Here is a 12,506-nt window from a genome sequence, read left to right as displayed (position 1 = left end):
ATTGTTTGTTGACGCTTGTTTGTTTAGTTTTCAAGGAACAATTTTCCTATTGCCGCGATAGCGACTTAATTACTATATCATATCCTTTTCGTTGGTGTCAACCGGTTTATTTTACCGCCGGAAGCTTATTAACCAATGGCCCGAAGAGGACGATATTTAATATAACACGGTCTAAAAATGTTTGCAATATAATTTTTAAATCTTTTTTTACCCAAATGAAAAATACTGGACGGGAAGTGTTAGGTGAGCAGTTCATTTACTGATGACCTCGAAACTCCCGTCCATCCTTTTTACCCAATAAACCTCAGAGGACGTATTATCTTATTAATTATAGATACTCTCCCCTACTGTTGGACCTCAGGCTCTCTCATTTTTATTCGCCTCTCACTGATAATAAATAAACCGATACCAGCGATTACAACTCCGCCACCAACAACCTGTGACCACATGACGGATTCGCCAAGAAGGAAATAGGCAAGGATAGCCGCCCCAATCGGTTCGAACAAAATCGCCATCGAAATCACCGAGGTGCTTATCCATTTTACAACCCAGTTAAACAGGCTGTGGCCAAGAAGAGTAGGAAGCAACGCGAGCAGGATGAAATGGATCCAGTCACTATCCTGCTTTGGTATGAATGATTCACCCGTTCCTAATACATAAAAAAACAACGTAATGGAACTTACCAGATAAACTAAGAATGTATATGTTATTAATGAGACCCTTTGCCTGACTGTTTGCCCGAATAGGAGATAGCCCGTTATGAAGGCGCAGGCGATGAGCGCAAGAATATCGCCAAACAAAGCAGAGCCGCTAACCCGGAAGTCACCCCAACTAATGATGAAGCTTCCCGCAATCGCGATGATTCCGCTTGTGATTGCACCGATTGTTACTTTTTCTTTAAAAAACAAATAAGTGCCCAAAAATGCGAAAAGTGGCTGGAGGGTAACGAGCACAGTTGAACTGGCAACTGATGTGTAGTTTAAAGACTCGAACCAGAGGATAAAGTGAAAAGCAAGCAAGACGCCTGCTACAATTGTAAAGATCCAGTCCCTTTTCGTTATGTTTTTTAGTTCGGGCGTAAATTTTGCAAGGAAAAGCGGCAGCATAAAGATAACTGAAAAGAAAAGCCGGTAAAATGCTATTACTCCAGCGGATGATGCGCTAAACTTTACAAAGATGGCTGAAGCGGAAACGGTGATAACGCCAACCGCCAAAGCCAGGTAGGGGTTGATAACTGGTTTCATAATGACTCCTTCGATGTGTTTAAATTATGTACAATGTAATGTATTTTACATGGATTCTGTGCATAATTCTATTATATTATTACCTGAATTGAATGTTTTAATGGACGGGGGAGAGGATATGGCAGCGTTTGAGACAGAGATCTTTTTAAAATTAGGGATATCGGCTGTCTTAGGATTGGTTATCGGGCTCGAGCGGGAGTTGAAACGGAAGCCGGTTGGCCTAAAGACAAGCCTGGTGATCTGTATTGTCAGCTGTCTTTTGACAATTGTTTCAGTGGAATCAGCCTACAAAGCCCATCCTGGCATGGTAAATATTACAATGGACCCCCTTCGCCTGGCTGCCCAGATTGTATCGGGAATCGGTTTCCTTGGAGCGGGAGTTATTTTGCGAAGAGGAAATGACAGTATTTCGGGGCTTACGACTGCCGCGATGATATGGGGAGCGGCCGGTATAGGGATAGCCGTTGGTGCGGGATTTTATCTCGAGTCATTTGCAGGTGTCGCCCTCATTATATTCAGTGTCGAGTTCGTCCCATTTATTATGAAGCTGATTGGCCCGAAGCAATTGAGGGAAAAGGAAATTCTGCTGCAACTCCATGTTAAAGAGCGGGAACAGGTCGATTCTGTCGTTGATTATATTAATGAGCAAAAGTATATATTGAGGAAACTGAGGATCAAGGATCTAAGTGACGGGAACCATCACATTTTTTTACACATAGCTGTTAATTCGAAATTAAAGACCACAGAGGTTTATAATTTGATTTCCAAATATGAGGGAGTCCAAAGGGTTGAGATCGAAAGCATCAGCTAAATAGACAGACGGGCGACCAATTGCCGCCCTTTCCTATTCCTTTTCCTTTGTCTTTTGTCTGCGCTCGACATAATCGTCATGCCAGTATTTGTGTGTGTAATTCCGGTTTTTGACGGAGTAGACCAAGCCTACCGACATGGCAAACCCGGCAAAAATGAAGCCAACTAAATAGCCGGCGTTATGATAGCCGAATACAAAACAGCCGATTGTTGTTAGCATAAGGATAATCAGGATATAAAACAGGATGTTATTCAAAAGGAAGCCTCCTTAAAATACGATATAAATACATGCCCGGTATGAGGTTGCCTACCCATCCAAACGGGCTCCAAAAAATTATATCACAAAAAAGTAAATTTTCTCTTGCAAACTTTTACGAAGGTGGCTATAATCTTTGTTGTAGCTGTTTTTAAACAAAACACAGACTTACAACACGGGGGCTTAGCTCAGCTGGGAGAGCGCTTGCATGGCATGCAAGAGGTCGTCGGTTCGATCCCGATAGTCTCCATATTAAAGAACCTTTGCTTTTTCGGCAAAGGTTCTTTTTTATTTTGTTTTTTGCCTTTTCCTTTTGGGTATCTTTAAGGTAATGGATACGAAACCATGGGAGGTTGCTGTTTTGAAAACGCAATGGAGTTTGCTACTGGCTATTCTTTTCGCCGTGGTCATCGCCGTTTTTGCAGTCATGAATGTTGAGCCTGTAGAAGTGGATTATTTCTTTGGAATCGCACACTGGCCGTTGATCCTTGTCATACTGGGCTCAGTGCTCGCGGGAGTAGTCATTATGGGTGCAGTTGGAACACGGCGGATTATGGCTTTAAAAAAGGAACTGAGGAAGGTACGCAAAGAACGTGACGAACTCTCCTTCAGGTCGCATCTTGCCGAGAAAGATGCAGCCGAGCCTGATGACCGGAAAAATTTATACAATAGTGCGGAAAGCACGAATTAAAACCCTTGCCGATGCAAGGGTTCATTTTTTTAAACATTTGATGTCGCTGCCAACACATTTGACACAAAAATTTAGCGGCTTTCCGTTTCATTCAAAATCTCCAGGAGTTCCTTTACCCTTTTATATTTTTCCGGTTCCATGTTTTTCTCGGAAAATTCAAGTTGGAGCTTTACTATGCCTGTCCCATCGCTTTCAGCTTCATATCTACCTCTTCCTTTAATTAGGACATCCACATCGACATTGAGTGCTTCAGCAAGCTTTTCAATGACGATTATGCTTGGATTCTTCTGTATCTCTCTTTCCAATATACTCAAGTATGATTTCGAAATACCTGTCATGGCACTTAACTTATTTAACGAAAGCCCCTGGCCAGTACGTAATATTCTTATTCGGCTTCCTTCCATTGTTGGCCTCCCTGTCTGTTCGGAAAGAGATCGTTTATCCTCCCAGTCCATTTTGCAAAAAATAGATGACCAATGGCCCGAGCAATATGATGAAAATTGCAGGGAAAATAAAGAGAACCATTGGGAAAAGCATTTTTACTGGTGCCTTCAGCGCTTTTTCACGTGCAAGCTGCCGCTGGTGTTCCCTGACCCTTTCCGTTAACGCGCGGAGAACCTTGGACATCCCGATACCGAGCTGGTCCGCCTGGATTAAGGAGGTCATTATGCTTTGAAAAGCATCCAGGCTAATTCTCGCCCTTAGGCTTATAAATGCATCCCTTCTCGATTTGCCCAGCCTCATTTCTTCCATTGCCCGCAGAAACTCCTCCGATAATGGGCCATCCTGGTTTTTGCAGACCTTCATGATCGCGGCATCCAATCCCATTCCTGCTTCTACCGATAGGTTGACCATATCGAAAAAGTCGGCAAGCGTCTTTTGGATTTTTGCGAGGCGCTGTTTTTTTCTGGCACCCAAATAAAATATGGGATAATAAAATCCCAGCCCCCCAATTGCGCTGGATAGCAGAAACAGACTTAGCGTTTTGCCGGATGCCCCCCCAAACAGAATGAAGCCGAGGAAAAAGAGGATGAGTCCCGAAAGGACTTGCAGCAGCCTGAAGTCTACTGCTGTCCACTTGAACATCCCGGCATCAAGCAGTTTTTTTTCAATTTCACTTTTCGCTTCCGCAGTTAGTTTCCGGGATAACAATTTCTTCATTTTAACAGCGAGGGACGAACTCCATCCTTCCAAAAAAAACGGCCCTCTGTTTTTTGTTCCAACAGGTTTCTTCGCTTCCCGTTCATTTCCGAGTAAGTTTTTTACCCTGCCATGAATCGTCATTTCACGTCGATAAAGGAATTGCAGAAACGCCCGGTATACAAGAGTCATCGACAAAAAAACCATAAAATAAAGGGTAGCATTCAGCATTGCCTACACCTCGATCCGGACGATTTTCCTGATAAAGAACCATCCCATTAATATACCCATACCTCCGGCCGACAACATCACCCAACCAAGCGGGTGTTCGACCAAAAGGTTGAAATACTCGGGATTAGCAAGCTTAAGATAAAAGGCAAGGGAGACTGGCAGTCCCGTTATAATCCAGGTCGAGAGTTTCCCCTGGGCAGTCAGCGTCCTAACTTCTTCTTTAATTTGAATCCTTCCTGTTATCGTTTCCTGGATCGTCTCAAGAAGAACGGCCAGGTTTCCTCCACTTGTCCTTTGGATCAACATTGACTTTACAGCCATTTCAAGCTCTTTGTCAGGGAGCCTATGGAGCATTTTCATGAAGGCTTCCTCCACAGGGACTCCCAAATTTATCTCTCTTAAGGTTTTGCTGAATTCAGTTCCAATTGGATCTGGGAACTCGTCGGAAATCAGTTTCATCGCCTGCATGAAACTGAATCCTGCCCGCATAGAATTTGCCATCGTCCCGAGCGCTTCCGATAGCTGATAGCCGCTCCGGGTTAAGCGCTTTTGTATTTTCCTGTTTAACTGGAGGACCGGAAGCCAGAAACCGACAATCCCTATTGGAAAATAAAATAAAAAATGAATGTTCAGCATTATGGCAATTAATACAGCACAGATTAGGGATAAAAGGCGATACAAAAAGAATTCTCCCGGCGACAGGGCAGAATTCCCCTGCACGAGTTTTTTCTCCCATTTTGAGAGACCCGGTGAAAAAGCATTTAAGTGGAATCCCGCCTTTTGAATGATTGATACATGACTGCTTTTATCTGGTTTTCCCTCATCTTTTACTTTTTCTTCCTTCTCCACAATAAAATAGCGATTCAACCGCTTTTTCATCTTCATCTTCCTGCCAATTACAGAAAAAACGACTAAAGAGGCAAGGCTGAATCCGGCCAACGACAATAAAAGCGGAATCAGCAGGTTAAAGTCCAGTTTCATACTCGCCATTCCTCCACATACCAGGAAGATGGAATTTTAAAGCCCGACAACTCAAGCTTTTCGGCACATGCAGGGCGGATTCCTGTGGAGACGAACCTTCCCCTAATTTTGCCTTCCTCGGCTATGCCTGTTTCCTTAAAAACAAAGAGATCCTGGGTAACGATTGTATCGCCTTCGAGGCCGAGAACTTCTGTAATGTGGGTGATTTTCCTTGTTCCGTCCTTCATCCTCGTTTGGTGGATAATAAGATCAAGCGCGCTGGCGATTTGTTCACGGATGGCGCGGATCGGCAAATCAAAGCCAGCCATCAAAACCATCGTTTCAAGCCTTGCCAGCAAATCCCTTGGCGAATTCGCATGCCCGGTCCCGAGGCTTCCATCATGCCCTGTATTCATCGCCTGCAGCATATCAAGCGCCTCTGCGCTCCGGACTTCCCCAACGATAATTCTGTCAGGGCGCATCCTAAGCGAGTTCCTGACAAGCTCGCGGATTGAAATCGCTCCCTGTCCTTCAATGTTGGGAGGCCTTGATTCAAGCGCCACCACATGCTCTTGCGATAATTTCAGCTCGGCCGCATCTTCTATCGTTACGATTCGCTCACTTTCAGGAATAAACGAGGATAGGACATTCAACGTTGAAGTTTTCCCCGAACCCGTTCCGCCGCTGATGAAAACATTCAATTGCGAAACGACGCATGCCTCAATAAATTCAGCCATTTCCGTGCTTAATGTTTGAAATTGAATCAAATTATCAATTGTAAACGGGGTATCCGAGAATTTCCTGATTGTTAAAACAGGCCCATTAATCGCCAATGGAGGAATGATTGCATTTACCCTTGATCCATCCGGGAGGCGCGCATCAACCATCGGCGAGCTTTCGTCAATTCTTCGTCCAAGAGGATGGACAATCTTTTCAATAATCCTGATGACGTGATCATGATCCTTGAAATGGACGGAAGTCTTTTTGATTTTACCTTTTGTTTCTATATAAATATCCTTCGGGCCGTTTACCATAATTTCCGTTACCTCATGGTTTTCCAGGAGCGGGGTGATCGGGCCATATCCGACAAGTTCATTTTTCGCCCCCTTGTAAATGGCCTGCTTATCTTCAAAGGATAGATGGGCGGCTTCTTTTTGTAAAAACTCATCCGATTTTTTCTCGATAATTTCCTCGTAATTGACATCGTCCGCGTTCGCCGCTTTTTTAACTTCTTCCACGAGGAAGTTATGCAATTTACTTTCCAGTCCGTCCTCCGGGATGCTCTTGCTATGATGAAAAACGGTATGCTTTTTTGGTACAATCAATTCTTCCTTGCCCAGCCTTTTTAAAAGAGACATTAAATGAGCCTCCCCTCATTGAGGGCTTTTCTTGCAAAAAACGGTTTCCTCTCTTTTTTAAGAGGCTTTCCGAATAAATCTTGGGCAAGGGTATACATCACCTTGGAAATCTTTGCCCGTGGATACGAATAAACAAATGGATTGCCTTCATTCACAGAATTCACGACTACTTTTTCGAGGTCGGGAATCCTGGTGTGTACAGGCATTCCAAGGACATCTTCGGCGGTTTCTTTGTTTATTCCCCGCTTTTTTGAATCCCGATTCAAGATGACCTTAACCTTTTTGCCGAGTTCCAATGTTTGGAGAGTATCAATAAAGATCTTGCAGTTTTTTAATGTGGGCAAATCAAGGTAAGTGATCATGAAAATGTCGTCGGATTTTTCAAGAGCCGTTAAGATATTCCCCTCAACATAAGGGGCTGTGTCGATTAAGACTACATCATAATGGGGCCTTAAATAGGCTGTCAGCTTTTGAATGTGCTCCTCGAGAATGACTTCCGAAAACTCCGGCCTGATTGGTGCGGCCAATATGTCAATATACTCATTGACGGAATGCATATAGCCGCCTAGCCTTTCCGGCTGGCCGTAACAATCTTCTTTCACCCACTCATAAATTGTCTTATTCGGTTTGCAGTCAAAGAACATGGATACGTCCCCAAACTGCAAGTCAAGGTCAACCACCGCTACTTTTTTCAACTGTTTTGCAAATGCTGCGGCCAAATTGACCGTAAACGTCGTTTTCCCCACTCCACCTTTTGTACTGCAGACCGTAATAATCCTCGCCTTTTTTGTAGGGGCCTCTTCTTTCACTTGAGTTTTCTCCGATACAACTTTCTTGCTCACAAGGATTCGCTCTGCTTCCCTCACTGTTTCTCGCAAGGCATCTATAGAAAAAGGGAAAGGAAGGACATCAAAAGCACCAGCCCGGAGCGCTTTTCGAATATCAAGGCGATTCTCGATGTCTATTAAAATCGGGATTCCCTGGTTATTTTTAAAAAATACATTCAATTCTTCATATAAGCCTTCTTCGTTATCTTCTTTTGAGATTGCAAGAAAGATAATGCTTTTTTTTGCTTCTTCCGGAATATCCGTTTTCCGCTTAATCCAGCTTACTTCTGCCTTCAATGCAAGGGCATGTTTTTTTAAATCCTCGAACACCTCGGCATGTTTCGTTACAACAAACCATGTCATTTCAAAAACACCCCTTCGTGCAGTTCGTCTTCATGGACGTGTGTATGCTTCTTGTCTAGCTTATCGTCTCCCTCTTTACGGAGCATGAGATACAATTCATATTTAGTTGAGAATCCAAGTGTCAGACCCTCTCTTGGGTTTACCTCAAGTGTCACCATTTGATATTTTTTTCTCGCTTCTTCATCATCGGCAGCATGACCTACTGCAAGAACCCGGACATTTTGAAGAATGAGAGTACCTGCATCATGCTGCCCTTCTTTCGCATCCTCGGGAACAATCAGCTTTGCAACAACATCGACATGTGAATCAGGTTTGATGAAGCCTGCGACTCCCTGGACATCTGTGACTTGGATGGTCATGGCTCTTTTTCCGTCACTAAGTGGGAGTAGTTCATTGTCTTCTTTATTCTTTTCAGCTGCGGCGGCTGTCTTTGTAGATGCTGTTTTGGTTTCTATAGTTTTTTCTGCGTTGTCCTCTGCTTTTATGGAAACTGGTTTAGTAGTTGGAGGTGCCGAGGTTTGCACATTGGACCTTGAATTGATAAACATATATAAAAATGAAGTGGCAACCAGCCCAAAAATTAAGGACCAGATCCATAGTTTTTTTGATTTCATGACTTCCTCCAAAAACGTGTCTTATTCTACAAGACTAACTTTGTAAATCCCATAATCCTTTTCTCCACCAAATTCACCAACAGTATAAGTCTGGATAAATTTCCCTTCAACAATTTTATCGCCTTTATCATTTACAACACGCGTAATATAAAATGCAGCAAACCCTACAATTTCAACTTTTGTTTTTCCTTCTAATTTAACCTCTTTAACCATTGGGACAATAATTACCCTTTGGCAGGAATCATCTGCAGTTGTAAAACTCTGGCACTTTACAATACCATTATCCTTAGCTATTCTACTTTCAAAGCCTTGCACAACTTGCCCCCACTTTTCACCTGGATCTGTCCAACCAAATAAATTTTCTGAAACTTCGAGTTCCGCTCCACCTATAATTTGATCTCTTAGAGTCCTTTTATCTCCAACAAGTTCTAGGTACCCAAAATTTCCATTTATAGACTCTGAGGACTTAAGGGAATAGTTCTCTCCAACTTTATACTGATCTTCTTTAATACCTAGTGGAACTACCCCTTCCTTCTTTATAAGTCCTCCTTCCAATTGAGCTTTAGATGATGCGGAAACATTAGCATTATTTAGACCAATTACTTTTGCAAAAAAAAGGCTTTTGTCTATGGTCTTTGGTGCCTTGATATACTTAAAAGGCTCGACATCAAAATCTTCTTCAACTAAGATTACTCCATTTTTCTTAGCTATATCTATTGCAGCAGTCTTTGCCTTAGCCTCACCATTGAGGAGTTCTTTTGCCCCGGCAAGAACAGCTGCATCTAGTGCTTTTTGTAATTTGCTTTTTTCTAAATAAAGGCTGCCAACATCAACTACCATTGCTGTAAAGCCAAGCAAAACAATCATGAAAACCGCGACTATTACCATTACATTTCCATTTTCGTTCCTAAGTATTTTTAACATGCTACTCCACCCTCATCACGGTAGTATCAGTCAATGTTAACGGCGATGCCAAACTTGTTACAAAAGGAGTTATGAAATTGATTTTGTATTCGAGTTTAACTGATGCCTCTTTTCCACTTGTCCTGTTGGCAATGTCATCAGGGGTAATGGTTATTGTCAATTTACTGGAATCAAGACCCCCAATTGAAGAATCAATCTTAGCTGTGATATCGGCATTACTTTTTTGCATACTAGCTAGCCGGGCTGCTTCCCTTCCCGCATGGTCCAATGTTAAAAAGGCGTGGAAAATCCGGCCAAAGTCGACTATCCCGAACAATATCATCAGCAGCAACGGAAGGATAAGTGCTGTCTCCACCATTGACTGTCCTTTTTCCGATTTCATATCCTGCCCTCCATTAAAAGCATTGTAAAAGTCCCAACGGCCATTGCTACCCCATATGGGAAGGAAGGAGCAAGATCTTTTTTACTCATCTGAATTGAATCCTGGCTTTTACTAACAGAAAGAAGAAAAATAGAATTGACAATTCTCATAAAAAAACCTTTTACATCTTTTCTTTTTATTAGGATGAAAAGGGCAATCAACCCGCCAACGATTGCCGCATATAAAAAGGCGTAAAATACAAAAAAGGCTCCCTTCATTGCTCCGATTGCAGCCAAGAGTTTGACATCCCCAGCTCCTATTCCACCCATTGCAAACGGGATAAATAGGACCCCTAACCCGACTAGAAATCCTTTTCCACTAAACAGGAACCCCTCATAGCCATTTGTTAACAAGTAAAACAGAAATCCAAAAAGAATAGCTGGAAGTGTAACAATATTTAGGATCTTTCTTGATTTGATATCTGTTATTAAGCAAATAACCAATAGTATTAAAAGAAGTATATTCGCCAAAGAAGGCCCCCCTTTCTTTTAAAAAAACCCTGCTTCTCATGCTTGAAAAGCAGGGCTAAAAAATTATGTTGTTGCTGTTGCTTTAAGCTTATCTGCAACCTTACCGAGTAACCTAGCAACCTCATCTCCTATTGTGGCTACAGCTGCAATACAAACAACCGCAACTAACCCAATAATTAACCCATACTCCGTCATTGCCTGACCTTCTTCTTCTTTCACTAGCCTTGTTACAAGATTCATCTTCCCGCCTCCTATAAGTTTTGTTTTTTAAGGGTTCTATATGTAGAACTTGATTGAATTATATAACGTACACAAAAGGTTGAAAAGGTTGAAAAACGTTCGTTTTAGAGGATTTTTTCGGTGTTTTATCCCATTTACTTCAATTTCCTCACAATTTCTAAGTTTTTCGTTCTTTTAAGAGAACATTCGTTTTAATATAATGAACATACTATTCACATTTTTTTAAAAGGAGCCGATTAATGAAAAATACTGTTACAATACCGTTTGCGATTCAGACTGCGGACATGTTCTATAAACGGTTTAAAGGATTGATGTTTAGGAAGGAGCCGATTCAGGAGGAAGGGCTGTGGATCGTTCCGTGCAATTCGGTCCATATGTTCTTTATGTCATTCCCAATTGATGTCGTTCTTCTTAACAAACAAAAGGAGGTTATCCGCCTGGTTCACTCCTTAAAACCGTGGCGGGCGACGAAGCCGGATAATAGCGTATATTCTGTCCTTGAGCTTCCCGTTGGCACGATTGAGGGCCTAGGCATTCGGATTGGGGACAGGCTTGAATTTTAACGGGGAAAAATGTTTACTATCCTGCGCGAAAGGAAACAAACTATTGTCGGGTTTTATCCGGCAATAGTTTGTTTGTAAAAAAATGAGGGGGGACGGTAGAATGGGGAATACTGCCCTGCTTGTAATAGACGCGCAGGTTGGCATTATTGAAGGACCGAAGTTTGGGCCTGTATTTGAAAAAGAGACGCTCCTTGATACAATGAAGAAGGTGGTCGACAAAGCACGTTCCGAAGGCGTTCCAATCATTTTCATGATGGATACGGAAGTCGCGTCGCCGATTTCAATTGAATCTCAGGTACATCCCCATATTTCGCCTACAAGGGATGATATTACGATTACGAAAAAAGCGGCGGATGCGTTTCATCTCACGACGCTTCATGATTACTTGCAAACTCTCGATATCAAGCATCTCGTGATTATGGGCTGTAAAACCGAATATGGGGTGGATACGACGTGCCGGCGCGCAACGACACTCGGCTACGACGTGACACTTGTGGCTGATGGCCATTCGACGACGGCGAACAAGGTGCTTGGCGCAAAGGAGATTATCGCGCACCACAATGGCACGCTTCACGGATTGGATAATATCGAAACATTCATTCTCGTCCGTGATTCCGATGAGGATATTTTTACCCACCGCCACGCAGAGTTTAAAACGTAAAAGGGTTCCTGCCGTTTGAACGGCCGGAACCCTTTTATTTGCATCGACATTCCATTGGTTACGCGCGCTTTTTTATAAACTTCGCCCCAACGTACAGGGCCGCTCCTGCGAGCAGTACATAAACCACTTTCGAAAAATTATCCATAAACGCCGCGACATTTTCCCAGGAAGCGCCGAGCAACGCGCCTGCGTTGACGAGAATCGTATTCCAAATCAACGTTCCAGCTGTGGTCAAAAGGAGGAAGATCGGAAATTTCATCCGCGCCATTCCTGCCGGGATCGAAATTAGACTTCTAATTAGTGGGACAAGCCGGCAGAAGAACACCGTCCATACCCCATGGCGGCGGAACCAGTTTTCCGCCTTATGAAGGTCTTTTCTCGAAAGGCGAAGAATTCTGCCCCAGCGGTCGACAATTCGTTCCAGCCTTTCCACGTCAAGCAGCCTGCCGACACCGTACAATACTGCGGCACCCGCGACAGAGCCGAGGGTTGAAACCACAACCGCTCCTGTGACTGTCATGTTTGAGGTTGTCGTCATAAAGCCCGCGAAGGTAAGAATCACCTCGGATGGTATCGGAGGGAAAATATTTTCGAGGGCTATTAAAAGAAAAATCCCTATGTATCCATATTCATTCATAAAAGCAATAATCCAGTTTTCCATTTTGCACTCCCAAGATGTTTAGTATTGTATTCACCCTGCAAGTACGATTTTGCAGGGTATTCTGAGCTTCCT

At 43.0% G+C, this 12,506-nt stretch carries 17 protein-coding genes and 1 tRNA gene; 5 read left to right on the top strand and 13 right to left on the bottom strand.

Translation table 11 applies throughout. From position 1 onward, the window contains the following. Positions 1-344 precede the first annotated feature (344 nt). The gene (locus RB160_RS17195) at positions 345-1,244 is read right to left on the bottom strand and encodes a DMT family transporter (RefSeq protein ID WP_316571655.1); all 900 of its coding nucleotides are present in this window, start codon (positions 1,242-1,244) and stop codon (positions 345-347) included. Positions 1,245-1,362: 118 nt separating this feature from the next. On the opposite strand from RB160_RS17195, the gene RB160_RS17190 reads away from it, so the two are divergent. After that, on the top strand, positions 1,363-2,055 hold the full coding sequence (locus RB160_RS17190) for an MgtC/SapB family protein (RefSeq protein WP_316571654.1): 693 nt from the start codon (positions 1,363-1,365) through the stop codon (positions 2,053-2,055). Positions 2,056-2,088: 33 nt separating this feature from the next. On the opposite strand, the gene RB160_RS17185 is transcribed toward RB160_RS17190, so the two are convergent. Beyond that, the gene (locus RB160_RS17185) at positions 2,089-2,310 is read right to left on the bottom strand and encodes a hypothetical protein (protein ID WP_316571653.1); all 222 of its coding nucleotides are present in this window, start codon (positions 2,308-2,310) and stop codon (positions 2,089-2,091) included. Positions 2,311-2,487: 177 nt separating this feature from the next. Here RB160_RS17185 and RB160_RS17180 point away from each other — a divergent pair. Together RB160_RS17180 and RB160_RS17175 are read left to right on the top strand one after the other, a co-directional pair. After that, positions 2,488-2,560 (top strand) — tRNA-Ala (locus RB160_RS17180). A 111-nt stretch (positions 2,561-2,671) separates the two neighbouring features. After that, positions 2,672-3,001 carry a LapA family protein gene (locus tag RB160_RS17175; RefSeq protein ID WP_316571652.1) on the top strand — a complete coding sequence of 110 codons (330 nt, stop codon included), beginning with the start codon at positions 2,672-2,674 and terminating at the stop codon, positions 2,999-3,001. A gap of 71 nt (positions 3,002-3,072) precedes the next feature. Here RB160_RS17175 and RB160_RS17170 read toward each other — a convergent pair whose 3' ends face one another. The 10 genes from RB160_RS17170 to RB160_RS17125 form a co-directional block, all read right to left on the bottom strand. After that, complete coding sequence (locus RB160_RS17170; RefSeq protein ID WP_316571651.1) at positions 3,073-3,405, bottom strand: helix-turn-helix domain-containing protein; 333 nt, start codon at positions 3,403-3,405, stop codon at positions 3,073-3,075. Positions 3,406-3,439: 34 nt separating this feature from the next. Beyond that, positions 3,440-4,372, bottom strand: a complete 933-nt coding sequence (locus RB160_RS17165; protein WP_316571650.1) for a type II secretion system F family protein — start codon at positions 4,370-4,372, stop codon at positions 3,440-3,442. Between the two features lie 3 nt (positions 4,373-4,375). Then, entirely contained in the window at positions 4,376-5,353 is a 978-nt protein-coding gene (locus tag RB160_RS17160) for a type II secretion system F family protein (RefSeq protein ID WP_316571649.1), read from the bottom strand. After that, positions 5,350-6,690 (bottom strand): TadA family conjugal transfer-associated ATPase, encoded by a 1,341-nt coding sequence (locus RB160_RS17155; protein ID WP_316571648.1) that lies wholly within the window; start codon positions 6,688-6,690, stop codon positions 5,350-5,352. The genes RB160_RS17160 and RB160_RS17155 overlap by 4 nt, the downstream gene beginning before the upstream one ends. After that, positions 6,690-7,880 carry a CpaE/TadZ family protein gene (locus RB160_RS17150; protein ID WP_316571647.1) on the bottom strand — a complete coding sequence of 397 codons (1,191 nt, stop codon included), beginning with the start codon at positions 7,878-7,880 and terminating at the stop codon, positions 6,690-6,692. The genes RB160_RS17155 and RB160_RS17150 overlap by 1 nt, the downstream gene beginning before the upstream one ends. Further along, the gene (gene cpaB / locus RB160_RS17145) at positions 7,877-8,494 is read right to left on the bottom strand and encodes a Flp pilus assembly protein CpaB (RefSeq protein ID WP_316571646.1); all 618 of its coding nucleotides are present in this window, start codon (positions 8,492-8,494) and stop codon (positions 7,877-7,879) included. The genes RB160_RS17150 and cpaB overlap by 4 nt, the downstream gene beginning before the upstream one ends. 21 nt (positions 8,495-8,515) lie before the next feature. Continuing rightward, the gene (locus tag RB160_RS17140; protein ID WP_316571645.1) at positions 8,516-9,418 is read right to left on the bottom strand and encodes a Tad domain-containing protein; all 903 of its coding nucleotides are present in this window, start codon (positions 9,416-9,418) and stop codon (positions 8,516-8,518) included. Between the two features lies 1 nt (position 9,419). Continuing rightward, a complete protein-coding gene (locus tag RB160_RS17135) occupies positions 9,420-9,800 on the bottom strand; it encodes a TadE/TadG family type IV pilus assembly protein (protein ID WP_316571644.1) in 381 nt (126 codons plus the stop codon). Then, the gene (locus tag RB160_RS17130; RefSeq protein ID WP_316571643.1) at positions 9,797-10,309 is read right to left on the bottom strand and encodes an A24 family peptidase; all 513 of its coding nucleotides are present in this window, start codon (positions 10,307-10,309) and stop codon (positions 9,797-9,799) included. Before RB160_RS17130 ends, RB160_RS17135 begins: the two co-directional genes overlap by 4 nt. 63 nt (positions 10,310-10,372) lie before the next feature. Further along, entirely contained in the window at positions 10,373-10,549 is a 177-nt protein-coding gene (locus tag RB160_RS17125) for a Flp family type IVb pilin (protein ID WP_316571642.1), read from the bottom strand. 239 nt (positions 10,550-10,788) lie between these two features. Here RB160_RS17125 and RB160_RS17120 point away from each other — a divergent pair, with 239 nt between their 5' ends. Continuing rightward, positions 10,789-11,112: a DUF192 domain-containing protein gene (locus RB160_RS17120; RefSeq protein ID WP_316571641.1), complete on the top strand. Its 324-nt coding sequence runs from the start codon at positions 10,789-10,791 to the stop codon at positions 11,110-11,112. Positions 11,113-11,212: 100 nt separating this feature from the next. Next, positions 11,213-11,773, top strand: coding sequence for an isochorismatase family protein (locus tag RB160_RS17115; protein WP_316571640.1), 561 nt, complete (start codon positions 11,213-11,215; stop codon positions 11,771-11,773). A 58-nt stretch (positions 11,774-11,831) separates the two neighbouring features. On the opposite strand, the gene RB160_RS17110 is transcribed toward RB160_RS17115, so the two are convergent. Further along, positions 11,832-12,434 carry a DedA family protein gene (locus RB160_RS17110; protein ID WP_316571639.1) on the bottom strand — a complete coding sequence of 201 codons (603 nt, stop codon included), beginning with the start codon at positions 12,432-12,434 and terminating at the stop codon, positions 11,832-11,834. Positions 12,435-12,506: the final 72 nt, after the last annotated feature.

It is taken from the genome of Neobacillus sp. YIM B06451 (assembly GCF_032667185.1).
In the GTDB taxonomy this organism is placed as follows: domain Bacteria; phylum Bacillota; class Bacilli; order Bacillales; family Cytobacillaceae; genus Bacillus_D.
This window is presented reverse-complemented; position numbering and strand designations above follow the sequence as displayed.

Coding starts and splice junctions, on each gene's coding strand:
- RB160_RS17195 (WP_316571655.1), bottom strand. CDS start 1,244: ATGAAACCAGTTATCAACCCCTACCTGGCTTTGGCGGTTGGCGTTATC.
- RB160_RS17190 (WP_316571654.1), top strand. CDS start 1,363: ATGGCAGCGTTTGAGACAGAGATCTTTTTAAAATTAGGGATATCGGCT.
- RB160_RS17170 (WP_316571651.1), bottom strand. CDS start 3,405: ATGGAAGGAAGCCGAATAAGAATATTACGTACTGGCCAGGGGCTTTCG.
- RB160_RS17165 (WP_316571650.1), bottom strand. CDS start 4,372: ATGCTGAATGCTACCCTTTATTTTATGGTTTTTTTGTCGATGACTCTT.
- RB160_RS17160 (WP_316571649.1), bottom strand. CDS start 5,353: ATGAAACTGGACTTTAACCTGCTGATTCCGCTTTTATTGTCGTTGGCC.
- RB160_RS17155 (WP_316571648.1), bottom strand. CDS start 6,690: ATGTCTCTTTTAAAAAGGCTGGGCAAGGAAGAATTGATTGTACCAAAA.
- RB160_RS17150 (WP_316571647.1), bottom strand. CDS start 7,880: ATGACATGGTTTGTTGTAACGAAACATGCCGAGGTGTTCGAGGATTTA.
- cpaB (WP_316571646.1), bottom strand. CDS start 8,494: ATGAAATCAAAAAAACTATGGATCTGGTCCTTAATTTTTGGGCTGGTT.
- RB160_RS17140 (WP_316571645.1), bottom strand. CDS start 9,418: ATGTTAAAAATACTTAGGAACGAAAATGGAAATGTAATGGTAATAGTC.
- RB160_RS17135 (WP_316571644.1), bottom strand. CDS start 9,800: ATGAAATCGGAAAAAGGACAGTCAATGGTGGAGACAGCACTTATCCTT.
- RB160_RS17125 (WP_316571642.1), bottom strand. CDS start 10,549: ATGAATCTTGTAACAAGGCTAGTGAAAGAAGAAGAAGGTCAGGCAATG.
- RB160_RS17120 (WP_316571641.1), top strand. CDS start 10,789: ATGAAAAATACTGTTACAATACCGTTTGCGATTCAGACTGCGGACATG.
- RB160_RS17115 (WP_316571640.1), top strand. CDS start 11,213: ATGGGGAATACTGCCCTGCTTGTAATAGACGCGCAGGTTGGCATTATT.
- RB160_RS17110 (WP_316571639.1), bottom strand. CDS start 12,434: ATGGAAAACTGGATTATTGCTTTTATGAATGAATATGGATACATAGGG.